This window comes from Streptomyces sp. NPDC003032, from assembly GCF_053591415.1.
In genome coordinates, this window is the sequence record NZ_JBSFTT010000016.1 from 41268 (window position 1) to 68259 (window position 26992).

18 protein-coding genes and 1 pseudogene are annotated in these 26992 nt (G+C 69.9%); 9 read left to right on the plus strand and 10 right to left on the minus strand.

Annotated elements, in window-relative coordinates; genetic code table 11:
• Positions 1–17: 17 nt before the first annotated feature.
• Positions 18–3062, minus strand: coding sequence for an alpha-mannosidase (locus ACWDZ7_RS22815; RefSeq protein WP_451799295.1), 3045 nt, complete (start codon positions 3060–3062; stop codon positions 18–20).
• Positions 3063–3239: 177 nt separating this feature from the next.
• On the opposite strand from ACWDZ7_RS22815, the gene ACWDZ7_RS22820 reads away from it, so the two are divergent.
• The gene (locus tag ACWDZ7_RS22820) at positions 3240–3725 is read left to right on the plus strand and encodes an ATP-binding protein (RefSeq protein WP_451799297.1); all 486 of its coding nucleotides are present in this window, start codon (positions 3240–3242) and stop codon (positions 3723–3725) included.
• 46 nt (positions 3726–3771) lie between these two features.
• On the opposite strand, the gene ACWDZ7_RS22825 is transcribed toward ACWDZ7_RS22820, so the two are convergent.
• Both ACWDZ7_RS22825 and ACWDZ7_RS22830 read right to left on the minus strand, forming a co-directional pair.
• Entirely contained in the window at positions 3772–4836 is a 1065-nt protein-coding gene (locus ACWDZ7_RS22825; protein ID WP_451799299.1) for a DUF2637 domain-containing protein, read from the minus strand.
• Positions 4837–5025: 189 nt separating this feature from the next.
• Positions 5026–5892, minus strand: a complete 867-nt coding sequence (locus tag ACWDZ7_RS22830) for a (2Fe-2S)-binding protein (protein WP_451799301.1) — start codon at positions 5890–5892, stop codon at positions 5026–5028.
• A gap of 86 nt (positions 5893–5978) precedes the next feature.
• Here ACWDZ7_RS22830 and ACWDZ7_RS22835 point away from each other — a divergent pair, with 86 nt between their 5' ends.
• Positions 5979–6743 carry a GntR family transcriptional regulator gene (locus ACWDZ7_RS22835; RefSeq protein ID WP_451799302.1) on the plus strand — a complete coding sequence of 255 codons (765 nt, stop codon included), beginning with the start codon at positions 5979–5981 and terminating at the stop codon, positions 6741–6743.
• A gap of 93 nt (positions 6744–6836) precedes the next feature.
• Here the strand turns inward: ACWDZ7_RS22835 and ACWDZ7_RS22840 are convergent, their stop codons facing one another.
• Both ACWDZ7_RS22840 and ACWDZ7_RS22845 read right to left on the minus strand, forming a co-directional pair.
• Complete coding sequence (locus ACWDZ7_RS22840) at positions 6837–7598, minus strand: hypothetical protein (protein ID WP_451799304.1); 762 nt, start codon at positions 7596–7598, stop codon at positions 6837–6839.
• 185 nt (positions 7599–7783) lie between these two features.
• Positions 7784–9460, minus strand: coding sequence for a PucR family transcriptional regulator (locus ACWDZ7_RS22845; protein ID WP_451799306.1), 1677 nt, complete (start codon positions 9458–9460; stop codon positions 7784–7786).
• 330 nt (positions 9461–9790) lie between these two features.
• Between ACWDZ7_RS22845 and ACWDZ7_RS22850 the strand changes: the two genes are divergently transcribed.
• From ACWDZ7_RS22850 to ACWDZ7_RS22870, 5 genes are all read left to right on the plus strand, one after another.
• Positions 9791–10681, plus strand: coding sequence for an FAD binding domain-containing protein (locus ACWDZ7_RS22850; protein ID WP_451799307.1), 891 nt, complete (start codon positions 9791–9793; stop codon positions 10679–10681).
• Positions 10681–11292, plus strand: a complete 612-nt coding sequence (locus ACWDZ7_RS22855) for a (2Fe-2S)-binding protein (RefSeq protein ID WP_451513264.1) — start codon at positions 10681–10683, stop codon at positions 11290–11292. The genes ACWDZ7_RS22850 and ACWDZ7_RS22855 overlap by 1 nt, the downstream gene beginning before the upstream one ends.
• Before the next feature lie 2 nt (positions 11293–11294).
• Positions 11295–13685 carry a xanthine dehydrogenase subunit D gene (pucD, locus tag ACWDZ7_RS22860; protein ID WP_451799309.1) on the plus strand — a complete coding sequence of 797 codons (2391 nt, stop codon included), beginning with the start codon at positions 11295–11297 and terminating at the stop codon, positions 13683–13685.
• A gap of 228 nt (positions 13686–13913) precedes the next feature.
• On the plus strand, positions 13914–15371 hold the full coding sequence (locus tag ACWDZ7_RS22865; RefSeq protein WP_451799310.1) for an NCS2 family permease: 1458 nt from the start codon (positions 13914–13916) through the stop codon (positions 15369–15371).
• Positions 15372–15415: 44 nt separating this feature from the next.
• Entirely contained in the window at positions 15416–16567 is a 1152-nt protein-coding gene (locus ACWDZ7_RS22870; RefSeq protein ID WP_451799312.1) for an XdhC family protein, read from the plus strand.
• 156 nt (positions 16568–16723) lie between these two features.
• On the opposite strand, the gene ACWDZ7_RS22875 is transcribed toward ACWDZ7_RS22870, so the two are convergent.
• The 3 genes from ACWDZ7_RS22875 to ACWDZ7_RS22885 are packed head-to-tail and all read right to left on the minus strand — an operon-like array spanning position 16724 to position 18408.
• Complete coding sequence (locus ACWDZ7_RS22875) at positions 16724–17182, minus strand: SRPBCC family protein (protein WP_451799314.1); 459 nt, start codon at positions 17180–17182, stop codon at positions 16724–16726.
• 34 nt (positions 17183–17216) lie between these two features.
• Complete coding sequence (locus ACWDZ7_RS22880; protein WP_451799489.1) at positions 17217–18017, minus strand: polysaccharide deacetylase family protein; 801 nt, start codon at positions 18015–18017, stop codon at positions 17217–17219.
• A gap of 22 nt (positions 18018–18039) precedes the next feature.
• Positions 18040–18408 carry a hypothetical protein gene (locus ACWDZ7_RS22885; RefSeq protein ID WP_451799315.1) on the minus strand — a complete coding sequence of 123 codons (369 nt, stop codon included), beginning with the start codon at positions 18406–18408 and terminating at the stop codon, positions 18040–18042.
• Positions 18409–18411: 3 nt separating this feature from the next.
• Between ACWDZ7_RS22885 and ACWDZ7_RS22890 the strand changes: the two genes are divergently transcribed.
• On the plus strand, positions 18412–18543 hold the full coding sequence (locus tag ACWDZ7_RS22890) for a hypothetical protein (protein ID WP_451799316.1): 132 nt from the start codon (positions 18412–18414) through the stop codon (positions 18541–18543).
• Positions 18544–18814: 271 nt separating this feature from the next.
• Positions 18815–19485 (plus strand): annotated as a pseudogene (locus ACWDZ7_RS22895) (transposase family protein).
• A gap of 95 nt (positions 19486–19580) precedes the next feature.
• On the opposite strand, the gene ACWDZ7_RS22900 reads toward ACWDZ7_RS22895, so the two are convergent.
• Entirely contained in the window at positions 19581–20189 is a 609-nt protein-coding gene (locus ACWDZ7_RS22900; RefSeq protein WP_451799491.1) for a hypothetical protein, read from the minus strand.
• A gap of 23 nt (positions 20190–20212) precedes the next feature.
• Positions 20213–26956: a polymorphic toxin-type HINT domain-containing protein gene (locus ACWDZ7_RS22905; protein WP_451799317.1), complete on the minus strand. Its 6744-nt coding sequence runs from the start codon at positions 26954–26956 to the stop codon at positions 20213–20215.
• Positions 26957–26992: the final 36 nt, after the last annotated feature.

Below are 26992 nucleotides of genomic sequence, written 5' to 3' on the forward strand. Positions count from 1 at the left end.
CCGGCACGCGGACGGGCTCAGGCGGGCCGCAGCCGCAGCGTCACGATCTGGAACGGCCGCAGCGCCAGCCGCAGCCCGGCCGCGCCCGTCTCCGCCTCCTGGAGCGGCCGCTCCAGGAGGTCGGTCACCTCGGCCCGCGCCACCGGGAACGACGTGCTGAGCGTGGCCGCGGCCCGGCCGCCGCGCGACTCGTAGAGCCGTACGACGACATCGCCGCTGCGGTCGTCGGCGAGCTTCACCGACTCGACGGTGACCGCCGGATGGTCGACGCCCACCAGCGGCGCGAGGACGGGCGCGTCGGCGACCCGCAGCGGCAGGTTGAGCGCCAGCCCCTGCGCGACCGCGTCACCGAGCGTGCCACCGGGCAGCAGCGCGTACGTGAAGCGGTGCGTGCCCCGGTCGGTCTCCGGGTCCGGGCTGTGCGGGGCCCGCAGCAGGGTCAGGCGCACCGTGGTGCCGAGCGCGCCGCCGTGCTCCTCGCGCGTCACGTCATGGCCGTACGTCGCGTCGTTGAGGACCGCGACGCCGTACCCCTCCTCGGCCACCCGCAGCCAGCGGTGCGCGCAGATCTCGTAACGCGCCGCGTCCCAGCCGGTGTTGGCGTGTGTGGGCCGGTGCACATGGCCGAACTGGATCTCGGCGGCGGACCGTTCGGCGTGCACGTCCAGCGGGAAGGCGGCCTTGAGCACCTTCTCCGACTCCCGCCAGTCGACGTCCGTGACGACGTCGACGCGCCTGCCGCCCGCCGCGAGCCGGATCTCCTGGGTGATCCGCGACGCCCCGAACGCGCGCGTGACGCGCACCGCCACCCGCAGCGGGCCCTCCTCCACCAGCTCGACGGACTCGGCGTCCGTCAGGTCGGTGTGCCGGTGCCGGTAGTGCCGGTCGAGGTCCCAGGCGTCGTAGTGCGTGGGGTGGTCGGGGTGCAGCTGGAGGAGGTTGCCGGGGGCCGCGAGGACCTCGCGGCCCGCGTCCAGGTCCCGCACGGAGGCCAGCAGCCCGGCGGCGTCGATGGTCACGCCCAGGTGCTCGTTGGTCAGCAGGATCGTGTCGCCGGTCGTGTGCGCGGCCACCCCCGGGCCCGGCGTCCCGGAGCCGTCCAGGCTCCGGGTGCCGAGCGCGGGGACGTCGACGCGCACCAGCGTGCCGTCACCGCTGTCCACGACCTCGTCGCGGGCGTACGGCGAGGCGTTCAGGACGGCGAGCCCGCCCGCGCCGAGAGAACGTACGGCCGACGCGGTCAGCTCGTCCAGCTCGGCCAGGACACGCTCGTACGTCTCCCGCGCCTCGCGGTGCACCCACGCGATCGACGATCCCGGCAGGATGTCGTGGAACTGGTGCAGCAGAACCGTCTTCCACAGGCGGTCCAGTGTGTCGTACGGGTAGACGTACGCCGGATCGCGCACCGCCGCCGCCGTGCACCACAACTCCGCCTCCCGCAGGGCGTGTTCGCTGCGGCGGTTGCCGCGCTTGGTCGCCGCCTGGGTGGTGTACGTCGCGCGGTGCAGCTCCAGATACAGCTCGCCGGACCAGACCGGGGCCTTGGCACCGTACTCCTCCTCGGCCGCCGCGAAGAACGCCGACGGCCGCTCGATCTCGACGCGCGGCGAACCCTCCAGGGACTTCAGACGCCGCGCCCGCTCCATCATCTCCCGCGTCGGGCCGCCCCCGCCGTCGCCCCACCCGAACGGCACCAGGGAGCGGCTCGCCCGGCCCTTGTCGGCGAAGTTCCGCTCGGCATGGGCGAGTTCGGCGCCGTGGAACTGTGAGTTGTACGTGTCGACGGGCGGGAAGTGGGTGAAGACCCGGGTGCCGTCGATGCCCTCCCACCAGAAGGTGTGGTGCGGCATCTTGTTGGACTGGTTCCAGCTCAGCTTCTGGGTGAGGAACCAACGGATGCCCGCCAGCTTCGCCAACTGCGGGAAGGCGGCGGTGTATCCGAAGGAGTCAGGCAGCCAGATCTCCTCCGTCTCGACGCCGAGCTGCTCGCGGAAGAACCGCATGCCGTGCGTGATCTGCCGCGCGAGCGCCTCACCGCCCGGCATGTTGGCGTCCGACTCGACCCACATCGAGCCCACCGGCACCCATGTGCCGTCCTCCACCGCCTTCTTGATCCGCTCCCAGATGTGCGGCTGGTGCTCCTTCACCCACGCGTACTGCTGGGCCTGCGAGCAGGCGAAGACCAGCTCCGGATACTCCTCGGCCAGAGCCGTCACATTGGCAAAGGTCCGTGACGCCTTGCGCACCGTCTCGCGCAGGGGCCACAGCCACGCCGAGTCGATGTGCGCGTGACCGGCCGCCGACACCCGGTGCGCGCTCGCGTGCGCGGGCTTCGCGAGGACACCGGCGAGCGCCGCGCGCCCCGCGGCCGCCGTGCCCGGCACATCGTGCAGATCGAGCGCGTCGAGCATGTCCTCGAGGGCCCGCAGGATCTCGTGGCGACGTGGACGGTCGGCGTCCAGTTCTGCCATGAGCTCGGACAGGACCTCGATGTCCAGGACCAACCGCCATACGTCCTCATCGAGTACGGCGAGATCGGCAGACGCGAATCGGTAGATCGGCCCAGTACCCGCGGTCAGTACGTCGCCCAGCGGCGTCGGCACGAAGTCGTGCAGAACGGCGGGATTGGCCGCCGCTTCCAGGAGTAGGTGCACCGGCTCACCACCCCGCGCGGGGGAGGCCACCGGAATATGCCGATTGCGCGGGTGAACTCCCTTCAGCGGCACGCCCGCCGCGTCGTACACCAGACCCTCCGCCTGGAACCCCGGCCCGTCCCCCGTGAAGCCGGGGTCGACGACCACCTCGACCCGGCGCCCCCGCCACTCGTCGGGCACCCGCCCCTGGAGGCGGAACCAGCTGGTCGACCAGGGACTTCCCCAGTCCGTGCCGGTCTCGAAGGGTTCGTACGACGCTTCGAGAGCGGCCGAGACGGGCACCGGCTCGCCCGGCGCGTGCCAGACGGAGAGCGCGAGCGGCACCCTGTGCGGGTACTGGGCGGGGCGGATGAACTGGCGCAGCGCCCGTTCCAGGCGGCCTTCCACCAGCAGTCTGTCGTCGTGCACACGGGCTCCTCGGAACGGTCGGTGGCGGGGGTCCACCGCTTCACTTCCCCCCAGGTCTTCGGCACACCCCTGTCATTGGTTGACGATTCGACAGGAGTGCCGTCTGTGGGCCGGGGCATGCATTCCGTGAAGTTGTTCGAGCAGGGAGGCAAGGTCATCGCTTTGTGGGCGGGGGTCATGACGAGGCAGTCACGTGGAGGCGGCCCCGGGGGAATCGGGGCCTCTTCGCAGAACGTACGAGACGAGATCGCCGAGGGGGCGCCGGCCGAACCGGACCGGGCGCAGCTCAGGCGCAGACTGGGGAGGGCCGATCTGTCGGCGGTGCCCGAGGTCAGGGGCGCTCTGAGGGAATTCTTGAGGCGCTGGGGAAAACCGGCACGGGCCGACATAGCCGAGCTGCTCACCAGCGAACTCGTCACCAACGCACTGGTGCACACCGACCACGACGCGATCGTCACCGCGACCCTCGGACCGCGCGGTCTGCGCGTCGAGGTGCGGGACTTCGTGGGGCGCCGCCCCCAGCCGCGCGTGCCGAACGCCGACGACGGTACGAACGGCAGGGGCCTGATCCTGGTGCAGTCCCTCGCCGACGCGTGGGGCGTGCGCGCGCACGGGGTGGGAAAGGCGGTGTGGTTCGAGCTGAACGGCGGCGGCATGACGTGAACGCTGCCGCCACCCCCGCCTGTCCGTGATGACGTGTCCGCAGCGATCAGCCGAACTGCTGCTCCAGGTTCTTCAGCTTCTGTTCCAGTGAGTCGAGCCGGGGCAGGGCCTGGGTGTCGTCCTCCGCCGTGAGGTCGACGGTGACGGGAGTGATCCGCTCGTCACCGTCGCCCCCGACGGCCTGGAGGGAGGGCCGGGCGCCTGACGGCAGCTGTTCCGACGCCGCTATGACAGGGTCCGCGCCGACCTGCGCGGACCCGGCGGCCGTGGAGACGGCCTGTACGTCGACCTGTCGGCCGCCCCGGTTGTAGCCCCGGTGGCCGCGGCTGATCGCCTTGAGCCGGGCGCGCTCCAGCTTCTCCCGGTCGCGCCGGTGCAGCCGGGTGCGCTCCTTCTCACGGCGGTCCTCCCGCACCTCCTCGACGGCCTCGTCCAAAGTGCGTACGCCTTCGAGGAGCATCAGCGACCAGGCGCCGAAGGTCTCCCGGGGCGCGCGCAGCCACCGCACGATACGGATCTGCGGCAGCGGACGCGGCACCAGACCCTGCTCGCGCAGCGCCGCCCGGCGGGTCTGCTTCAGCGCGCGGTCGAAGAGGACCGCCGCCGACAGCGACATCCCGGCGAAGAACTGCGGGGCGCCCGCGTGGCCAAGCCCTCTGGGCGCGTGCACCCAGTTGAACCAGGCCGCGGCTCCGGCGAACGTCCACACGAGCAGGCGCGAGCCGAGCGCCGCGTCGCCGTGGCTGGCCTCGCGCACGGCGAGGACGGAGCAGAACATGGCGGCGCCGTCGAGGCCGAACGGGACGAGGTACTCCCAGCCGCCGGAGAGGCTGAGGTTCTGCCGGCCGAAGCCGACCAGGCCGTGGAAGGAGAGCGCGGCGGCGACCGCCGCACAGCAGAACAACAGCACATAGGACGCGGTGCCGTAGACGGCTTCCTTGCGCCTGCGGCGCTCCTCGCTGCGTTCCCACGAATCGTCGCCGGCGGCGGACTTCGCCGCCTTGGGGTGGCCTCGCTTGCCGCGCGTCAGCACCGCCACCGCCACCAGCACGCCCAGGAGCAGGACGCCGCCGGGGAGCAGCCAGTCCAGCGATATGTCGGTCAGTCTCATCGGGGGTCCCTTGCGTCGCGGTAGGGCGTTTCGGGCGCCATAGTGACCCGATCCGGAAGGCCCTCAGGAGGGTTTCCGGGCAAGAGAACGCCAAGGGGGTGAGAGAGAGTACGCGGAACGCGTTTTTGCTCGAACTGACTGCCAGGGAACGGCTGTCGAGTTCGATTAACCGTGCACCGAAGGGGTGGTTCAGCCGGAAGTGGCGGCGGTGGCGCTCAGCCGTGCGACGCGTTCCGTGTCACAGGTGCGGGGGCAGGTGACGCAGGTGTCCTCGGGGCGCAGGGTGTAGAACATGCAGCAGCTCGCCCGGTCGCGGGTCGGCAGCGACTCGCCGTTCGGCCCCGTCAGCTCACGGAAACCGGCCGTGCCCACGTACGGCTTCGTGGCGCCGGGCAGCAGCCGCTCCAGCTCCGTCATCGCGCGGCGCTCCTCGCCGAGGAGGTGCGCGATGTACCAGAGGCCCTCGACGATCTCGTCGGTGGCCACGCTCCACAGGGCGCGCGAACGGCGCCGCATCCGGGGGCCGAAACCCTCCAGGAGCGGGCCCAGATGGTCGGCGACCGCCGCCCGCACCTCCGCCCGCAGCGCCTCCTCGTCCGCCACGACGCGGGCGGCGGGCAGTTCGGCGGCCGGGTCGCCCGGCAGACAGGCGAAACCGTCCGCCCGTACGGCCATCCGGCCGAGGGAGCGCTGGAAGGAGACGTTCGCCACCGGGAAGCGGGGGACGCGGCGGTGCAGGAACCACGGGACCGTGATGAGCAGGGTGGCCGGCCAGGCGTAGCGGTGCAGTCCGAAGCTCGCCACCACGTCGGGGCGCGCCCGGGTGCCGTAGTCCTTCAGGACCTGCGCGTCGTCCCACGCGAGGAACGCGTCGAGGTCGGCCCCGCCCTCCGCGAGGTGGGCGGCGGTGACCCAGCCGCCGTCCCGGGGGGCCTCTTCCCCGGCGCTCAGCTCGGTGACGCGCAGTCCTGGGAACACCTCGTTGAGGCGGGCGTAGGAGTCCGCTACGGCGCTGGAGACGCTCTGGGCGGGCGCGGCCAAGGTGGGGACGGACATGCGGGGACCACCGAATCGCGATCGATTGCAGGTAAGCCTTACCTTACCCGACGTGATCGAGGTTTCAACCGCGGTCCTGTCCGCCTATGGTGCCTCTCGTACCTTTCACAGCAGTCGCAAGCGGGGCGGAGCGGGCACGGGTGGACGTCGTGGGGCAGAGCGGAGGGCGTGCGGCGGAGCCCTCCGCCGCGGCGCCGCCCGTCCGGGTGCCGGAGCAGGCACCGCGTCGGACGGTACGGCGGAACTCCGTACGCGGGCAGATCCTCGACGCCCTGCGGGCCGCGCTGGTGGGCGGCGAGCTGACGCCCGGCGAGGTGTACTCGGCGCCGGTGCTCGGCGAGCGCTTCGGCGTCTCCGCGACGCCCGTGCGCGAGGCGATGCAGCAGCTGGCGATCGAGGGCGCCGTGGAGGTCGTCCCCAACCGTGGCTTCCGGGTCGTCGAGCGGGGTGCGCGGGAGCTGGCGGAGCTTGCGGAGGTGCGGGCGCTGATCGAGGTGCCGGTCATGCTGAGGCTCGCCCGTACGGTGCCGTCGGAGCGCTGGAGCGAGCTGTCGCCGCTGGCCGAGGCGACCGTGCTGGCGGCGGCCGGCGGCGACCTCGCGCGCTACGCCGAGGCCGATCGCGCCTTTCACGGAGCGGTGCTCTCGCTCTCCGGCAACCGCCAGTTGGTGCGGGTCGCGGATGACCTGCACCGGCGGGCGCGGTGGCCCCTCGTCAGTGGTCCCGTCCCGGGCCGACGGGCCGATCTCGTCGCGGACGCGGCGGAGCACATGGCGCTCCTTCAGGCGCTGATCGCCCAGGACCTGCCGGTGGTCTCCGCGTTGGCCCGCGAACACTTCGCGGGGGCCTGACCTTTTCGCGCCGTCCGGTGGAGGTGTCCTGGTCCGCCGCTTCGCGGCGGATGTTTCCCACCCACCCGTCCGTTGCCCCGGGTTTTCGGCTGCCTAGGTCGCCGGAGCCGTCGGTGTGAGGTGGGGGGTGAGCCAGGTGGGGACTCCGCCCAGGAGGCGGAAGAGGCGGGTGGCCTCGGCGCGGAGGCGGCCGGCCTCCGGCTCCGGCTCCGCGTCGGCGAGCGCGGCGAGCGCCGGCGCCGTGCCCACGAGGTAGCCCAGCTCCTCGCGGAGCCGCAGCGACTCCGCGAAACCGTGCCGCGCCTCCGCCAACTCCCCGTCCCGCAGGGCCAGTCCGGCCAGATGCCGCCAAGTGAAGGACAGGAGAAGGGAGTCGGCGCGCGCGGTGGCCCCCGCGTGCGCCCGCCGGTACGCGGCCCTCGCGGCCTGTGGCGAGTCGGCGACGTGCTCGGCGATCAGCCCCCGGCGGAAGTCGAGAAGGGGCCGGCCCGCCGCGTCGGGGGCGAGCAGCGCTGCCGCCCTGCCGAGCGCCGTACGCGCCTCGTCGGCCCGGTCCCGTACCCCCAACACCGTGGAGGCGTACGCGAGTTGACCCCGCTCGCAGGCCGCCGCCCCGCGGTCGTCGTCGTCCTCGGCCAGTGCCTCCGCGGTCCGCAGCCCGTCCTCGGCCTCGGCCCAGCCGTCCCCGGTGAACAGGCAGCGCTCGACGAGCAGCGCCGCCCGCTGGAGCGCCGGCACCGCCCCGGCCCGCGAGGCGAGCAGCGCGGCCGCGTCGGTCCAGCAGCCGCGCGAGCGCAGCCGCCATACCGCGGTCTGGAGTGGATCGTCCCCTGCAATCGTTCCGGTACCAGACATGGCGGTATGCGCCACGTTGCCCTCCCCGAGCACACCATTGAGCTGTTGAGTCGTGGGCGCATCTCAGCATGGATGGCGGTGTCCGGCCAAGAGGCCGGGTGAAAGAATTCACAAACGGCGGGCCCGGGGAGGGCGCGGGGCCGACCGGTGTTCCGTCGGCCCCGGCCGGCCTCCGCCGGATTTCCTCAGCTCATCCGCAGCGCGAGGAAGAAGTCGAGCTTGTCCTCCAGGCGCGAGAGGTCACGGCTCGTCAACTGCTCGATACGGCCCACTCGGTAGCGCAACGTGTTGACGTGGAGGTGCAGCCGCGCCGCACAGCGCGTCCACGAGCCGTCGCAGTCGAGGAACGCCTCCAGGGTCGGGATCAGCTCCGCCCGGTGGCGCTGGTCGTACTCCCGCAGCGGGTCCAGGAGCCGCGCCGTGAACGCCCGGCGCACGTCGTCCGGCACGAACGGCAGCAGCAGGACGTGCGAGGCCAGCTCCTGGTGGCCGGCCGCGCAGACCCGGCCGGGGCGGGCGGCGGCGACCCGGCGGGCGTGCCGCGCCTCTTCGAGGGCGCCGCGCAGCCCCTCCGCCGAGTGGACGGACGCGCTGACGCCCAGCGTGAGGCGGCCGTCGCCGTCCAGGCCCGCGGACAGCGGGTCGCGTACCGACTCCAGGAGCGCGTCGGCGAGCAGGCCCGTCTCCGAGCCGTCGTGCTCCGCCGAGACCGCGGGGAGCGGCAGCAGCGCGATGGCCTCGTCGCCGGTGTGGGCGACCGCGATCCGGTCGGAGGGCTCCGGTCCGGAGGAGAGGGGGTCGACGAGGATCTCCTCCAGGAGCGACTGGGCCACCGGGCCGCCCGCGATGTCGCCGCCCTCCCACTCCACGCGGGCCACCACGACCTGCCAGTGCGGGGCCGCGCCGAGCCCCGGCAGCAGCACGGGCGCCGCGACCCGCAGCCGCGCCGCGATCTCCGCCGGTGCCGCGCCCGTCTGCACCAGCTCCAGGACCTCCTGGGCCAGGCGGCGCCGCACCGTGCGGGCGGCGTCGCGGCGGTCCCGCTCCACCGCGATCAGCTGCGTGACGCCCTGGAGCAGGTCCAGCCGCTCCTCGGGCCAGTCGCCCGCGTCGGCCTCCACGGCGAGCACCCAGTCGGAGAGCAGCGTCTCGCGCACGTCGCGCGCGCCGCCGCCCGCTCCGCGGCCGCTGGGCCGAACGGGGAACAGCGAGTACGTCACCCCGTCCACCGCGACGCGGTGCGGGCCGCGCCGCCCGGTGCGCGTGGCCGCCAGATGCTCCCCGGCCAGCCGCGCGCAGACGGGCCCGGACAGGGCCGTGCCGTCCGCGCCCGACCCGGCGATGGGGCGCCCGGCGGGGGAGAGCACCCAGGCCCGCAGGTCCAGGTCGGTGCCGAGCAGGTCGAGTACGACGTCGGGGCCGCCGCCCGCCGGACCCGAGGTCATCAGGCGGCGGTGCCGGTCCACCACGGCCGCCAGGTCCCCGGCGCGCTCGCCGGAGACCTGACGTACGACGTGTTCGGTGATGGTCGCGAAGGCCACCGATTCGTTGACCGCGAAGAGCGGCAGACGGTGGCGGGCGCAGGCCTCGACGATGTCGGCGGGGACATCGCCCAGCTCGGCCTCACCGGCCGCCAGCGCCGCCACCCCCGCGCTCGCGAGGATGCGGACGAAGGGCTCGGTGTCCGAGGCGTCGCGGCGCCAGGCGAGCCCGGTGAGGACCAGCTCGCCGCCCGCCAGATAGCGGCTGGGGTCCCGCAGGTCCGTGGTCATCACACCGCGCACGGTGCGGTCCAGCTCGTCCTCGCCGCCGAGCAGCCGCAGGCCCAGCGCGTCGGTGTCCAGGAGTGCGCGCAGCCGCATGGTGTCGTCGCCGCCGATCTGTCTCGAAAGTGGTGTACAAGCAGGAGGGCTCTGCAGGGCCGGGGCCCTGTGCCGCCGGGTGTCCGCGGTTTCCCGGGGGATTCCGCGAGGTTACTGAGACCCGTTCTTCATACGAATCTACAAGACGCGCGGCTTGGCCAGCCAACTCCTTCATGGTTTCGGTGACTGACCCCATCGGAGGACCGGGCGGTGTACTTGCCCCACTCCGCGTTAACAGCAGATGAACGAGCAGTCGAGGGACGAACGGCCCGAGTGGCCGATACGGAATCCCTCGCAGCGAACGACCCTCGACACGAAGAAGAGAGCCTCATGGACTTCCTTCGCCCCGCCAGCTGGGAGGAGGCGCTCGCCGCCAAGGCCGAGCACCCCACGGCTGTGCCGATTGCGGGTGGCACCGACGTGATGGTCGAGATCAACTTCGACCACCGCCGTCCCGAGTACCTGCTCGACCTCAACCGCATCGGCGAGCTGCGCGACTGGGAGGTGGGCGAGGAGACGGTCCGGCTCGGTGCCTCCGTCCCGTACACGCAGATCATGGAGGAGCTGCGCACCGAGCTTCCCGGCCTGGCGCTCGCCTCGCACACGGTCGCGTCCCCGCAGATACGCAACCGCGGCGGCGTCGGCGGCAACCTCGGCACGGCGTCCCCGGCCGGCGACGCCCACCCGGCGCTGCTCGCCGCCGACTGCGAGGTCGAGGTGGAGTCGGTGCGCGGCTCGCGCCTGATCCCGATCGACGACTTCTACACCGGCGTGAAGCGCAACGCGCTGGCCGCGGACGAGCTGATCAGGGCCGTCCACATCAAGAAGGCGGACGGCCCGCAGCAGTACTCCAAGGTCGGCACCCGCAACGCCATGGTCATCGCCGTGTGCGCCTTCGGTATCGCGCTGCACCCCGAGACCCGGACCGTGCGGACCGGCATCGGCTCCGCCGCGCCGACCCCGATCCGGGCGAAGACCGCCGAGGAGTTCCTGAACGCGGCCCTCGAAGAGGGCGGCTTCTGGGAGAGCAAGAAGATCATCACCCCCTCGATCGCCAAGCAGTTCGCGGAGCTGGCCTCCGGTGCCGCCAACCCGATCGACGATGTGCGCGGCACGGCGAGCTACCGCCGTCACGCCGTCGGCATCATGGCCCGCCGCACGCTCGGCTGGACCTGGGAGTCGTACCGCGGCAAGGGCCGCAGCATTGAGGGAGTCGCATAATGCGCGTGAACTTCACGGTCAACGGCCGTCAGCAGGAAGCGGACGACGTCTGGGAGGGCGAGTCCCTTCTGTACGTGCTGCGTGAGCGCATGGGCCTGCCGGGCTCCAAGAACGCCTGCGAGCAGGGCGAGTGCGGTTCCTGCACCGTCCGGCTCGACGGGGTGCCGGTCTGTTCGTGTCTGGTCGCGGCCGGTCAGGTGGAGGGCCGCGAGGTCACCACCGTCGAGGGCCTCGCCGACTACGCCAAGCACCGCGAGAGCGCCCACCCGGGCGGCGGCTGCGCCTCTGGCGCGTGCGGCACCTCGCTCCAGGACGCCCAGCAGTGGAAGGCCCAGGGGACGGACTCGCAGACCGGCGAGGGCGGCGAACTCTCCCCGATCCAGGAGGCGTTCATCGACGCCGGCGCCGTCCAGTGCGGCTTCTGCACCCCCGGCCTGCTCATCGCGGCCGACGAGATGCTGGAGCGCAACCCGCAGCCGACCGACGCGGACATCCGCGAGGCGCTCTCCGGCAACCTGTGCCGCTGCACCGGTTACGAGAAGATCCTGGACGCGGTGCGCCTCGCCGCCGCCCGCCAGGACCGTCAGGGACTCCAGGAAGGGGCGGTCTGACCATGGGCTCCACCCGTACGACCGGCGTACCCACCAAGCTCACCCAGGGTTCGCAGACCAAGGGCGGCATCGGCGAGTCGACGCTGCGGCCCGACGGCACCCTGAAGGTCACCGGCGAGTTCGCGTACTCCTCGGACATGTGGCACGAGGACATGCTGTGGGGCCAGACCCTGCGCTCCACGGTCGCGCACGCCGAGATCGTCTCGATCGACGTCTCCCAGGCCCTCGCGATGGACGGCGTCTACGCCGTCATGACCTACGACGACCTGCCGGCCGAGATGAAGAACTACGGCCTGGAGATCCAGGACACCCCGGTCCTCGCCCACGGCAAGGTCCGTCACCACGGTGAGCCGGTCGCCATCGTGGCCGCCGACCACCCGGAGACCGCCCGCCGCGCCGCCGCGAAGATCGTCGTCGAGTACAGGGAACTGCCCCTCATCACCGATGAGGCCTCGGCGACCGCCCCCGACGCCGTGCTCGTGCACGAGGGCCGCACCGACGACCACATGAAGCACGTACCGCACCCGAACATCGTGCACCGCCAGCCGATCATCCGCGGCAACGCGGACGAGGCGGCCAAGAAGGCCGATGTCATCGTCAAGGGCGAGTACACCTTCGGCATGCAGGACCAGGCCTTCCTCGGCCCGGAGTCCGGCCTCGCCGTGCCCGCCGAGGACGGCGGCGTCGACCTCTACGTCGCCACCCAGTGGCTGCACTCGGACCTCGAACAGATCGCCCCCGTCCTCGGCCTGCCCGAGGAGAAGGTGCGCATGACGCTCTCCGGCGTCGGCGGTGCCTTCGGCGGCCGCGAGGACATCTCGATGCAGATCCACGCCTGCCTCCTGGCGCTGCGAACCGGCAAGCCGGTGAAGATCGTCTACAACCGGTTCGAGTCCTTCTTCGGCCATGTGCACCGCCACCCGGCGAAGCTGTACTACGAGCACGGCGCCACCAAGGACGGCAAGCTCACGCACATGAAGTGCCGGATCGTCCTGGACGGCGGCGCCTACGCGTCGGCCTCCCCGGCGGTCGTCGGCAACGCCTCGTCCCTGTCGGTCGGTCCGTACGTGATCGACGACGTCGAGATCGAGGCCATAGCCCTCTACAGCAACAACCCGCCCTGCGGCGCCATGCGCGGCTTCGGCGCGGTCCAGGCGTGCTTCGCGTACGAGGCCCAGATGGACAAGCTGGCCGCGAAGCTGGGCATGGACCCCGTCGAGCTGCGCCAGCTGAACGCCATGGAGCAGGGCACGCTCCTGCCGACCGGACAGGTGGTCGACTCGCCGGCCCCGGTCGCCGAGATCCTGCGCCGCGTCAAGGCCCGCCCGCTGCCGCCCGAGCGCCAGTGGGAGTCCAGCGAGGGCTCCGACGTGCGCCAGCTGCCCGGCGGCCTCTCCAACACCACGCACGGCGAGGGCGTCGTACGCGGTGTGGGCTACGCGGTCGGCATCAAGAACGTCGGCTTCTCCGAGGGCTTCGACGACTACTCCACCGCCAAGGTGCGCATGGAGGTCATCAACGGCGAGCCCGTCGCGACCGTGCACACCGCGATGGCGGAGGTCGGCCAGGGCGGTGTCACCGTCCACGCGCAGATCGCGCGGACCGAGCTGGGCGTCGCTCAGGTGACGATCCACCCCGCCGACACCCAGGTGGGCAGCGCCGGTTCGTCGTCCGCGTCGCGTCAGACGTACGTCACCGGTGGCGCCGTCAAGAACTCCTGCGAGCTGGTGCGCGAGAAGGTCCTGGAGATCGGCCGCCGCAAGTTCGGCTCCTACCACCCGGCGTGGGCCACCGCCGAGCTGCTGCTCGAAGGCGGCAAGGTCGTCACCGACGGCGGCGAGGTCCTAGGCGACCTCGTGGACGTCCTGGAGGACGAGAGCGTCGAGGTCGAGGCCGAGTGGCGCCACCGCCCCACCGAGCCCTTCGACCTGGTCACCGGGCAGGGCAACGGCCACGTCCAGTACTCCTTCGCCGCGCACCGCGCGGTCGTCGAGGTCGACACCGAGCTGGGCCTGGTCAAGGTCATCGAGCTGGCCGTCGCCCAGGACGTCGGCAAGGCGCTCAACCCGCTGTCCGTCCTCGGCCAGATCCAGGGTGGCACCACCCAGGGCCTGGGCGTCGCGGTCATGGAGGAGATCATCGTCGACCCGAAGACCGCGAAGGTGAAGAACCCCTCCTTCACGGACTATCTGATCCCCACCATCCTCGACACGCCGACCATCCCCGTCGACATCCTCGAACTCGCCGACGAGCACGCCCCGTACGGGCTGCGCGGCATCGGCGAGGCCCCGACCCTGTCGTCGACCCCGGCGGTCCTCGCGGCCATCCGGAACGCGACCGGTCTCGAACTCAACAAGACGCCGGTACGGCCCGAACACCTCACCGGCACCTGAGCCCCGCGGGGGCCCCGGCCCCCGCGCGGTCCACCCCAGTTCTCCGAGCGGTGTGTGCCTCCCAGGAACGTCACACTTCCCTTCGCCCACACCGCTCGGATCCCAACTCCCCCTCGTTCCGAGGGAGATGTAGTTCGTCTCGGGCCGTCCCCCGGGTCGTGCAGCCCACGCACCATCCCAAATCCCGCAACTCCGCGGGTGCCCCTGTGAACCTTGGGAGTAGGCACCATGACCCAGTCGTCAGTGGAGCCCAAGACCACCGCAGAGGACGCGGGCCACGGCTCTCGCGTCCCGGCCGGCCGGTCTTGGCTCGATCGGTACTTTCACATATCCCGGAGAGGATCCACGGTCGCGCGTGAGGTGCGCGGCGGCGTCACCACCTTCATGGCGATGGCGTACATCCTCCTGCTCAACCCCCTGATCCTGTCCGGCAAGGACGCGGCGGGGGACACCATGGCCACCAAGGCCGTGATCACCGCGACCGCGTTCGCCGCCGCCCTCACCACGCTCCTCATGGGCTTCGTCGGCAAGGTGCCGCTCGCCCTCGCCGCCGGACTCTCCGTGTCCGGTGTGATCTCCTCGCAGGTCGCGCCCCAGATGACCTGGCCGCAGGCCATGGGCATGTGCGTGATGTACGGCGTGGTGATCATGCTCCTGGTGATCACCGGGCTCCGCGAGATGATCATGAACGCGATCCCGCTCGCCCTCAAGCACGGCATCACCATGGGCATCGGCCTGTTCATCGCCATCATCGGCCTGGTCAAGGGCGGCTTCGTCCACCCGGGCAAGGCGACACCGCTCTCGCTCGGCCCGGCGGGTGAGCTCTCGGGCTGGCCCGTCCTGCTCTTCGCGGGCACCCTGCTCCTCATCTTCATGCTGCAGGCGCGCAACATCCCCGGCGCGATCCTGATCGGCATCGTCACCGGCACGATCGTCGCGGTCATCCTCAACGCCCTGGATGTCATCGACCCCAAGCAGTGGGCGAACGGCGCCCCCGAACTGCACGGCGGCGCGGTCTCGTCACCCGACTTCTCGCTCTTCGGAGACGTCGAGTTCGGCGGCTGGGGCGAGGTCGGCGCGATGACCGTCGGCATGATCGTCTTCACGCTGGTGCTCGCCGGCTTCTTCGACGCGATGGCCACCATCATCGGCGTCGGCACCGAGGCCAACCTCGCCGACGACAAGGGCCGCATGCCGGGCCTGTCCAAGGCGCTGTTCATCGACGGCGCGGGCGGCGCCATCGGCGGCGTGGCGGGCGGCTCCGGCCAGACCGTCTTCGTCGAGTCCGCGACCGGCGTCGGCGAAGGCGCCCGCACCGGCCTCGCCTCGGTCGTCACCGGCCTGTTCTTCGCGGCCTGCCTCTTCTTCACGCCGCTCACCGCGATCGTGCCGCAGGAGGTCGCCTCCGCCGCGCTCGTCGTCATCGGAGCGATGATGATGATGAACGCCCGGCACGTCGACTGGGCCGACCGCGCCACCGCCATCCCGGTCTTCCTGACCGTCGTGCTCATGCCCTTCACGTACACCATCACCACCGGTGTCGCGGCGGGCGTCATCTCCTGGGTCGCCATCAAGATCGCGCAGGGCAAGGCGCGCGAGATCGGCGCCTTCATGTGGGGCCTGACGGTGATCTTCATCGTCTACTTCGCCCTCAACCCCATCGAAGGATGGCTGGGCGTCCACTGAGGCGCTGAGCCCTCCGCACACCCGTAGAGCCTGAGGAGGCCGACATGCTGGACATCGCCGACGAGCTGAACCGGTGGGTCGGGCAGGGACGTGACTTCGCCGTCGCCACCGTGGTGGCGGTCGGCGGGAGCGCGCCCCGGCAACCCGGCGCCGCGCTCGCGGTCGACGCGGCCGGCACGGCCATCGGCTCGGTCTCCGGCGGATGTGTGGAGGGCGCCGTCTACGAACTGTGCCAACAGGCACTGGACGACGGCGAGACCGTCCTCGAACGCTTCGGCTACAGCGACGAGGACGCCTTCGCCGTGGGCCTGACCTGCGGCGGCGTCATCGACATCCTCGTCACCCCGGTCCGCGCGGACTCCGCGTCCCGGCCGGTGCTCGCCGCCGCGCTCGCCGCCGCCTCCTCGGGAGAGGCCGCGGCGGTGGCCCGCATCACCTCCGGGCCCGCCGAACTCGTCGGCCGCGCCCTGCTCGTACGTCCTTCGGGCGTGTACGAGGGTGGGCTCGGCGGACATCCCGAACTGGACCGCACGGTGGCGGGGGAGGCCCGCGCCCTGCTCGACGCGGGGCGCACCGCGACCGTGGAGATCGGCGAGGACGGCTCGCGGTGCGGTCAGCCGCTGGTGGTGCTCGTCGAGTCGAGCGTGCCGCCGCCCCGCATGATCGTGTTCGGGGCGATCGACTTCGCCTCCGCGCTGGTGCGGATGGGCAAGTTCCTCGGCTACCACGTGACCGTGTGCGACGCGAGGCCCGTCTTCGCGACGCCGGCCCGCTTCCCCGACGCCGACGAGATCGTCGTCGAGTGGCCCCACAAGTACTTGGAGAACACCGGCGTCGACGGCCGCACCGTGCTGTGCGTGCTGACGCACGACGCCAAGTTCGACGTGCCGCTGCTGCGCCTCGCGCTGCGGCTGCCCGTCGCCTATGTCGGCGCGATGGGTTCGCGGCGCACCCACGAGGACCGCAACAAGCGCCTGCGCGAAGTCGGCGTCACCGAGCTGGAGCTGGCGCGGCTCAGGTCACCCATCGGACTCGACCTGGGCGCTCGTACGCCCGAGGAGACGGCCCTGTCCATCGCCGCGGAGATCGTCGCGGGCAGGCGGGGCGGCAGCGGGGTCTCACTCACGGGGGCGCACACGCCGATCCACCATGACGGAACACGCGCCCCCTCTGGGCGGCTCGGGTCGGTCGCCTGACGTTCGGCGCGGGTGCGGGTCGGCCGCCTGACGTTCGGCGCGGGTGCGGGTCGGCCGCCTGACGTTCGGCGCGGGTGCGGGGCGGGCGTCGTCCGGCCTGACTCTGGGGCGGGCACCGGTGCGGACGGCGTTCGGCGGGGGTGTGGGGCGGGCCGCTCAGTGTGGTTTCGGCGTTTTCGGCGTCGAGGTGAGGAGCCGGTTCACGACTCCGGAGAACATCCGGCGGGCGGCCGCCGCGAGCAGGCCGTCGAACAGGGTGGGCATCAGACGCGGGCGCAACTCCTCGCGCCAGACGATCCCGGAACCGGCGGGGCCGGGGCTCACCTCGATCTCCGCCCAGCCGGCGATGGCCGTCCCCCGCTTCTCCAGGCGGCACCGCCCCGGGGCGGTGCCCTCCGGTGGCCGCCAGTCGACGACCTCCATGACGTCGTCGAAACCGAGGGGACCGAGCCCGCTGCGGGCCACGAAGACCGTGCCCACGCGCGTGGGCGGGTCGGTACGCACCGTGACGCGGGTCAGCGGGACGACCTCGCCGTGCCGCTCCCACGCGGTCAGGCGCCGCCATGTCTCGGCGGCGGGCAGGGACGTCTCCCCGGCGAATTCGAAGTGGGCCACGCCTCCGAGCCTAGGCCGTGTCCGGCCCAGGGGCTCAGCGGTAGATCTTGCCGGGCTCGGCCTTGCCCGGCGCGAGCAGCTGGGACACCGTCACGAAGACGTATCCCCGCTTCTTCAGCTCGGCGATGACGCCCGGCACGGCGGGCACCGTGCCCTTGTAGATGTCGTGCAGCAGGATGATGCCGTCCCGCTCCGTCTGGTCGATGACCCGCTTCTCGATCAGCTTGGAGTCATTGGTCGTGTAGTCCTTGGCCGTGACGGTCCACAGGACCTGCGAGAGGCCGAGCTCCTCGGAGATCTTGTTGACGTCGTCGTTGGTGCGGCCCTGCGGCGGGCGCATCAGCGTCGGCTTCTTGCCTATGAGCTTCTCTATCGCCTCGTTGGGCCGCTCCAGCTCCCGCCGCGCCTCGGCCGGGTCGATCTTCGTCAGGATCTTGTGCGACCAGGTGTGACTGGCGACCTCGTGCCCCTCGGCGTCCATCCGCTTCACCAGCTCGGGGTACTTCTCGATGTGGTTCCTGCCGAGCGTGAAGAAGGTGGCGGGCACCTTCTCCTTCTTGAGGATCCTCAGCAACCTGGGCGTGTTCTCGCTGGGTCCCGCGTCGAAGGTCAGCGCCACGCACTTGGCCTTGCGGCAGTCGACCGTGCCGAACTCGCCCTGATCCGCGGCCTTCGCCCCCGCGGCCGCCTTGCGGACGGCGCTGGGCGAGGTGGTGTCGAACTTGGTGCACCCGCTCAGGGCGAGGACGAGAGCCGCCCCTGCCGCGAGGACGGATGCGGTGCGACCAGGCAACCTCTTCGGCGCGTGGGTCGTCTTCAGGGCAGCGGTGGGCATGTTCACGGCGGGCATACAATCACTATACACGCCGCGTATACAGCGAGTTTATAGACAGGTTCCCCGTCGGCTGCGCCAGTCGCCGAGGTAGTCGATCTCGGGGGAGAGCCGTACGCCCTTCGACCCGTCGGCGCACGATCTCCACCGCCGTGGAGAAGCGAGCGGCGCTCGCGCCGTCCGCGGGGTTCTCCGCCACCAGCGTGTAGTGCAGGGGGGAGACGCGGACGCCGGTGGTGACCGGGCAGCGCAGCCCGAAGCCCGCTTCCCTGATGAGCCAGCTGGCGCTCACCCTGGTCGAGCCGTCAGGGAAGCAGTTGACCGGCGCGTCGCGGGCGCGCAGACGCTCGGCCTGCGCAGGGCTGATCTCGGGGCTGAGGAAGACACTGCCCACGGAATGCTCGTCGCTTCCCGGGCACCCCAGGACCATCCCCTTGCCGCGCCGGACCGCGAGCACGGCGCGGGCCGCCTCCGCGGCGGCACGCTGCTGCCGAGCGGGACGTCGAGCTCGGCGGCGACCTGGCGGTAGGCGACGGGGGCGCTCAGCGCGGAGCGGCGCAGCGCGAAGACGCTGGCCCGGTAGCTCATGCAGGACACGGTGTACGCGACCAGCTCGCTGTCGCCCGCGGCCCGGGCCGCCTGGAAGGCCCCCAGGAAGTGGCGTCTGCTGTCCCGTTCCAGGCGAGTCGGCCGCCGGCCAGCCGGCCAGCTGGCCGAGTTCTCGGCACCGTGGAGCCGGGCGCCGAGGTCGGCGTCGTACGCGTACTCGGCGGCCAGCCGCCGCGCCCACCGCAGGTCATGTGTGGTCCAGTCTCGTCGAGCATGTTGCCTGGCTGCTGTACGAGCACCGCCGCGCACGCAACACCCGCTGGCGGAAGCTCGGCTGCTTCGACCAGGCACTGCTCACGCTGGTCCACCTGCGCAAGAACGAGACGTTCGCCCAGCTCGGCGCCGGGTTCGCGATATCGCAGGCCACCGCTTGGCGCTACGTGGACGAGGCCCTGGAGGCACTGGCTTCCTGGGCCCCAGCCCTGCACGAAGCCCGCACCGGCCTCGGTGAGGGCGACCACGTCATCGTTGACGGCACACTGGTCCCCACCGACCGCGTCCGCGCGATCAGCCGTACTACTCGCAGAAGCACAAGAAGCGCGGCATGAACGTGCAGGTCATCGCCCGCCCGGACGGCACACCCCTGTGGTTCTCCCGCGCGGCACCCGGACGCACACATGACCTGACCTCGGCCCGCGCCTACGGCATCGTCCAAGCCTGCCTGACCCGGCAGACCCTCGTGCTGGCGGACCGCGCCTACCAGGGCGCCGGCGCCACCTTCCGCACCCCGTACTACCACCACAGCGAACAGCCCGCTGCGCATGATGCGCCAGGACTTGAGTGAACACGCTCCTCCACCCGCCGCATCAGCCGCACCGTCCAAGCCATCCACGTACTACTGACCTACGACTATTCAGGATGAAAGAGGTTCAATTACTCCCGTTCCCCCGCACAGAAGCCCCGCCAGGACTCACCTGACGGGGCTTCATATGTGTATAAGCGTATTGCTCCGTGCCGTTACGGTCGCCTACCGCTCGGATTTCCGTAGTTGGCGGTCAGGGTTGCGGCGTACTCGTCTGGGACGGTCCGACCCGTGAAGGTCAGCGGAAGATACGACTCCAGAGCGCCTGACACCTCCAGGAAGGGCCCGAACTGTGCGCGCCATTCATCCCGTGCGGCCACGTTGGGAAATCCCCCGAGTACTGCGACCTCGGGATCTCTTTCACCCCAACACCCCCATCTTCCGGAAGGCCCGGTCGCAGCAATGACGTTCGCAGAGATCGCAATAGACCCCATGATGTCACCGTCCGGCTCGTGACCGATCGCCGCCCAGTAGTCGTCCACGTCGGCCTCGACAGACAACGACAACGCCGGATACATCCGATACTCCGGAAGGTAGAACGCATCGCAATCCGGCTCAAGAACCAGCAGTTCGACGTGACTGTCGCCATGCCACCGAGCCATCGTGCAGAGCGCCGGCCAGAATTCCGGGGTGAGGACCGCATCGAACTCACAGAACAGCGAGTCCCCCACACTCTCATTGAAGACCCGGTGGGGCAGCCTGGCGTCAAGATCGAAAGTGGCTGCGCTATGAGAGCGAACGTCCAGGTAGCCGTTGCGATCCATCACTATCGAACCAGCTTCTGTCATTAGTCCTCACCCAGCCTGATCTTGATGTCGGCCTTCTTGGATCCGGGATTGTAGTAGTCGGCCGTCCATCCCTTGTAACTGCTCGCCTTCCCTCGAAGGAAATACCTTGCCCCATCCTTCTCGTACATGATGTTCGGGCCCTTTTCGGTGCGGCTCCACCCATTGTTCTCAAGATTCTTTCCGAAGTCCACGGGGCCCACGTCTGTCGATTTGTTCAGCATGCGGGCGCCGGGACTCGTGACGTCCTCGTATTTCGATGCGGGCGGGCAGTCGCTGTTGTGAACGAGGACCGGAGCTTTCCCCGCCAGCACATAGTACGTGTGGATGCCCTCGACGGTGAGGTTGTAGGTGCGCTGGTGGTCCTGGTACTGGCGAGCTGCCGTCACGACGACGCTGCGGCCGTCATCCGTGCGCAGAGTCATGCCCGGCTTGAGCTTTCCGGCTTCTACCCACGCCTTCTTGTTGGCCGACCAGAAGGGGTGCTCGTGTGTGGCCGTTAGCTTCTTGGCGCCGTCGGGTGTAGCGATGGTGAGTTCGGTGAACTGCTTGTCGTTATCAGTGACGATGGTCGCGGTGACTTCGCGTTTACCGGTCTTCCCGGTCCGTGGGTCAGTTGCCAGGACCTTATCGCCGACTTTGATGTCCTCAATGTTCTTCTTTGCGCCACCTGCCATGCGGACGTCTGTGCCGGCGGGGAAGCACTTGTTGCAATCGGAGGGGGCTCCTCTCCTGGTCTTCTTTGATGCTTCTCCGCCCTCCCCTAGAACTTCTTTGACGCCCTTCTTGATCTGTTTCTTGAATGGCTTGAGAAACTTGAAGAACGGCAGATCCAGGAGTGTGCTGCCGCAAGCTACGCTGACTCCCCGATGGCGCCCACATTCCTGCCATGACTGCACATCGGGGAGGATCGTCTCCTTCGCCGCTTCCGCTGCACCACCGCCCGTGAAGAATTTCCTTAGCGTGGGAAACGCATCAGGAAAGACCAACGGGTTGTTGAAACCGGCTAGGGATGCGCGACTGCCTCTGCTGGTCCGGTAGTACACCGAGTTGTTCGCACGGTCGTTGACGACGCGGTTCGATGCGATCACCTTGTTGATGATGTTCTTGGCGGCTTTTCTTATGATGTTTACAAAGTCGCCGACGCCGTAGAGGCGCCCGCTCGGGTCACTGAAGGTGGCCGGGTTGCTGTTGCTGTAGGTGTAGCCGTTCATCTGCTGGGGGTCCGTCAGGTCCATGACGGGGTCGACAGACAGGAAGCGGCCGGTGGTCGGGTCGTATTCGCGGGCGCCGAGGTGGGTCAGTCCGGTGGAGGCTGTGTCGTCGGTGCCGCCGACGAAGCCCTTGGTCCCGGGCCAGGTCTTCGGGCTTTCGCCTCTTGGTCCGCCGAAGGGGAGGGCGCGGCGTTGGGCCAGCTTCAGATCAGCTGCGGCAATGGAGAGTTGTCCGGTGCCCTGGTGGTCCGCGGTGGTGAAGCTGATCGTGCCGTTGTCCTCCTTGACGGCCTGGTGGCCGCCGCCCAGGGGGGCGTAACGGGTGGCTTTGGCCTTCGTGGCGCCCTTGGGCAGGGTGACTTCGGTGTGGCCGAGGTAGAGAGTGGTCTCGGTCGGTGTGCGGCCGATCAGGCGGTTGCCCTCGGTGTCGTAGAGGTACTCGGTGACCTTGTCCTTGCCGCCCTGGACGGGTTCGCTGATCTTGGCCAGGTGGCCTTCGGCGTCCCAGGTGAGGGCCTGGGTGTCACCGCGCAGGGTACGGCTGGTGGTGTTGCCGGTGGGGTCGTAGCCGTAGGAGTCCTTGGTGGTGGTGCCTCCGGGCAGCTCTGTGGTGACCGAGGTCAGGGTGTGCGGCTGTGCGGTGCCCGGCTTGGGGTAGTCGTAGGTGCGTTCGGTGTTCTTGTTGCTGTCTCCGCCGACGTCATGGAGGGTTTCCGTGAGCCGGTTGCCGGCCTTGTCGTAGGTGTAGGAGTGCCAGTACGGGGCAGGTCCGCCGGTCTTGCCTGCGACCGGGGCGGTGGCGCATGTCTTGTCGCCCTGGGTCCAGGCTTCAGTCATCCGCCGCAGGTAGTCGTAGGTGAAGCACTGGGTGTCGGTGCCGGTGCGGGAGACGTCCGAGACCGAGAGAATGTTGCCGGCTTCGTCGTAGCTGTAGGTGTTGTGCTGGTCGACTCCGCTTTGGTCCTGGCGGTCGACCCGGGACGTGGCCAGGCGCTGGGATCCGTACTCGTAGCTGTAGCTGACCTTGGTCTTCTTGCCGTTGGTGCCGCCGAATTCATTCCATTGGGGTTTGCCGGTGAAGGTGTAACCGGTGTCGGCTTTGAAGCCGTCGCCCAGGACCGAGACGGGACGGAGTGTCTGCTTCTCGTAGGTGGTCGAGAAGCTGCCGGCGGGCAGGGAACCTGCTGCGGAGTAGCTCACGCCACCCACCAGCCCGGAGGGCAGATACGAGGTGCCGCTCTGATAGGTGCCGGCCAGCCCCTTCTCGCTGTCCGGGATGACTACGGCGGTCCTGGTCGGCCGGTACTGGGAGTCGTACTGGGTGACCTTTGAGGTGTAGGGGTTGCCGCCCACATAGCGGGTGGTCTCGGCCAGCTGGCCCTTGGCGCCGGAGATGGTGTCGTAGACCCACTTGGCGCGCAGGTCGCCCGTGGCGCTGCCTTCGCGTAGCTCGGTCTTGCGTCCCAGGTTGTCGTAGACGCTGGCCAGGGTGGTGCCGCGCTGGTCGGTGGTGGTGGTCAGCTGGCCCCGGTCGTCATAGAAGCTCTTGGTAGTGCCCCTGTCCGGGTCGCTGGCCTCTGTCTGGCGGCCCAACTGGTCGTACTTGTATGCCCAGCTGTTGCCCGCCGGGTCGGTGACCTTCTTCAGTTCGCCTGTGGGCGTGTAGGCGTAGGAAGTGGTGTCGTAGGCCGCGCTCGCGCTGCGGGTGTGGTGCTGGCGCAGCTCGGTCGCCTTGCCCTCGGCGTTGGTGAGGGTGGTGGTGGCGGTGTCGCCTTCGGGCGGAATGACGGTCGTACGGTCTCCGCCGTAGATGGTCTTGGTGGTGGCCAGGACCTTGCCGCCGTCACCGTTGCCGGCGACCAGTCGCTCTTCGACGGGGCGTTCCAGTCCGTCGTAGGTGATGTGGGTCTGGGACTCCACGCTCCAGGCGTTGTCCGGCTTGAACAGTTCGCGCTCGGCGGGCTTCAGCGCGTAATAGGGGGCGAAGGCCTTGGCGGGCAGACCGCGTTCGTCGTAGAAGGTGTCAGTGAGAATGCGGCCGCCGTCGGGACCGGGAGCCTGTGTCTGACGCTCGCGCAGGAAACCGTCGTAGATCGTGTAGGAGGCGACCTGGCCGCCTTCGTTGTTCAGCGTCTGGACGCGGACCGCGACAGGTTTGTTCTCCTCCATGAGGTAGGCGAATTCGTAGGTGGGTGTCTGGCTCGTCTTGCGGTCGGCCAGCCAGACTTTCGCGGAGCGGCCCAGCGCGTCGTACGTCATCGCGATGCGCTTGTTGTTGGTATCCACCCTGGTCATGGGCTGGCCGCGCAGGGGTTCCAGCTCGGTGACCGTGGTCTGTGCGGAGGCCGGGTCGGCTGCCTTGGCCGGCGGGCTGGTCTCGGTGACCTTTGTGGCGGTCCCGGTGGCCGGGCTGTAGGCGGTGGTGGTGGTGCGGCCGTCCTTGCGCGGGGTCCGTACGGGGTCTGCGGTGCCGGTGACGGTGACGTCTGCCGTGAGGTCGGTGGTGGTCAGCTTGCGGCCGTAGCCGTCGAAGGTGGCGCCGGCTTCCAGGTAGGCGGCCTTGGTTCCGTCGTGCTTCTTCAGGGTCGCGGACGCGGTGGCATCGCCCTTGGTGGGTGCGGCCCCGTAGACACCGCCGTCGTAGGCGGTGCGGACATCAGAGAGGACGTCCTTCGCCCGGTCGGGGGTGTCGGCGCACTTGACGGCGACACTCTCTTCCCGGGAGGGCAGCGTAAGGATGTTGTCGGCGGTGTTGGTGGCGTAGGTGGTGCGGGTGCACTGGTTGTCATCGGCCGTGCTGCTGTCGCCGAGGTCGTCGACCTGGGTGGGGCGGCCGGCGACGGTGTCGTAGTCCGTCGCGCTGGAGGTGACGCGCCAGGCGGTGCCCGCGCCGTCGTCCAGGGAGGTCCACTTCTTGGTGTGCGCGGTGCCGCTGAAGTTGGCGGTCACCGTGCCCCATTCACGGGTCTTCTTCGCGGTCTCGTGGTGCCAGGGCCGGTTCACCGTCTTGGCGAGGACCTTGCCGCCCGGCCCGGAATAGGTGACGGTCTTGTAGGAGAAGCCCTGTGCCGATTCGTGGTCGGTGATCGGGTCGCCTTCGCCGCTGTCGAGGCTGACCGAGACGTTCTTTGTGCCGCCGGAAGAGTCCTTGCGGTCACCGTCCATCCCTCTCAGGAAGTAGGTGTCTTCCTGCGACTTGTACTGATCATCGCCGCCCTGGCCGCCGGTCTTCGCTCGGACGTGGCCGTAGCCGCGCCACTGGGACCAGCTCTTGAACTTCTTTCTGGTCAGACCGTCGTCATCGTCGTAGTGCCAGGCCGCGCCGCCCAGGTACTCGTACGCGGTCTTGCCGTCGGCTGCTCCCCCGGTCCGGTCCGTGGTGGTGGTGGAGGTGACCACGTACTTGTTGAACCAGTGGCGGTCCGGGTCGTCGCTGGCGTCTCCGCCGATGTACTGCGGGAAGCAGCGGGTGGTGTTCGTTTCCGGTGTCGGGAGGGCGTCGAAGTCGCAGGCCGGTGCGGAGTAGTTGACGGAGACCTGGCCGCCGGCTTCGTCGGAGACTCCGGAGAGGCGGGCCTTGATGTATGGCGCGTACCCGTCGCCCGTCTTGTCCAGCCGGTTGGCGAGCTGGGTGTAGGCGAAGGTGGTCTTCGGCACGGTGACCGCGGGCTCGGCCGTGTGCCCGGTGCGCTGCACGGAGTCGAGCAGCAGCTGGTAATCGACGTCTGCCGTGCCCCATTTGTGGGCCAGCTTCCAGGAGTCGATCTTGCTGTAGGTGTCACCGTTCAGGACTTGGGTGGTGACGCCGGTCAGCCGCTTGCGGGTGAAGAACGAGGGGGACAAGCGCCCCTTGTCACAGTCCTCGCTCTCGGTGCAGTTCAAGTCCCAGGGTGTGTCGTACCAATAGAAGGCGTCCTTGCCGATATCGCTGCAGTCGGCCTTGGAGTCCGGCAGGCAGCGTTCGGACGTGGTGAAGTCGACCTTCGCCAGGGGCTTCGTGCCGTACATCGAGGATGACTTCAGCCCGTACTCGATGTGATCCAGCACGCCGCCACGCACGTAGCGGGTGTTGTCCTTGGCCTTGAGGTTACGGCCGTAGGAGTTCTTCTCCTGGTCGTAGTAGTAGGCCATGGCGTTGCCGTGCGGATCGACGACGTAGTCGAGGTTCCACCGCCAGCCCTGCTGGCACCAGGAGTCAGCGAAGGTGTCCTTGTGGCACTCTTCACCCGTGTTGTTGCCGAAGACCGGCGTCGTCCACGCGGAGTTGGTGGCGGGCTTACCGTCCGTCCAGCCCGGCAGCCGGTTGTATCCGAAGTAGAACCGCACTCCGTGCGGGTCCGTCAGGCGCCAGTACTCGCCGTCGTTGTCCCCGTTGCCGCGTTCGGTGGAGGACATGCGGACGATGCGGGACCCGTCGTCCTGTTTGAACTTGTACTCCTGATCCGTCTTCTTGTTGCCGTCGGCGTCGCCGGGCAGAGGGACCAGTTCGCCGCCCTTGCCGTTGAACGTGATGAACGCGTTGTCGTAGCCCCAGCACTGGTCACCGGGCTTGTTGCCGTTCGCGTCCTTCTCGCCGTCGTCCGAGCACGGCTTGTAGCGGCGCTCGATGTAGCCGGGCCACAGGTCGAAGCCGTCGCCGGCCCAGGAGGACTGATTGTTCGTACTGCCGGTGCGCCCGTCGATCGACCCGGAAGAATAGGACAGGCCCACCTGCGGCTGCAGGTCCCCTGGCACCTTGGGAACCGGCATGTCATACGACCACGAGAAGTCACCCGTGTTGAGATTGGTGTCCCACGTGGCAGACGGCGAGAGCGAGGTCGCCTTGTAGTCGCCGCCCGCGCTCTTCTCGTCCGCGACCGCGGCCAGAACGGTGGGACCCATGGCCCGCAACGTCACCGCGTCCGCCGTCAGCGTCTGCTTTTCGGTGTTGTTGACGGTGCCGACTGGTTGCGGGGTACGGCAATGCTGCTTCTGCGGGGTCTTCAGTACGCAGGCCGGCAGTCTGACCAGGGTCAGCCGGGAGCCGTAGCCGCCTCCGAACGCCTCCGCGAAGCTGGAGTAGTCAACCGCGGCCCGCACCTTGCCGGCCGCATCCCCCTTGGCATCTCCGGCCTCCAGCGAGAACAGCACGCCGCGCACACCGGCCCGCTCCGCCGTCCTGCGGTCCAGCACCCGCGCCGTGACATCGCCCCGCGCAACCGGTGGCGTGGCCGCCTTGGCGCCGCGGCCGCCCCTCTTGGTGTCGGCAGCCTTCGGCGTGCCCACCGCCAGCGGCAGTCCCTTGGCCCTGACGGACACCCCGGCAGTCTTGGCCGCTGCACCGGGGATGTCGATCACGGCCGAACCAGGCTTCGGCCAGGCAGCCTTCGGCGCCTCCTTGGGCGTCTTCGGACCCTTGGACGCCAGGCGAGGTACGGCCTTTGCTCTTTCCCGGCCCTTGACCGGCTTCTCTGTCGAGGCCGTGGTTGGCAGGCCGTCGCCATCCGCCGCCGCCATCGGTGCGCCGGCGGCCTGCAGCAGTGTGCCCACCATCGCAGCCGACACTGCCAGGGCCGCTCTTCGCCGCAG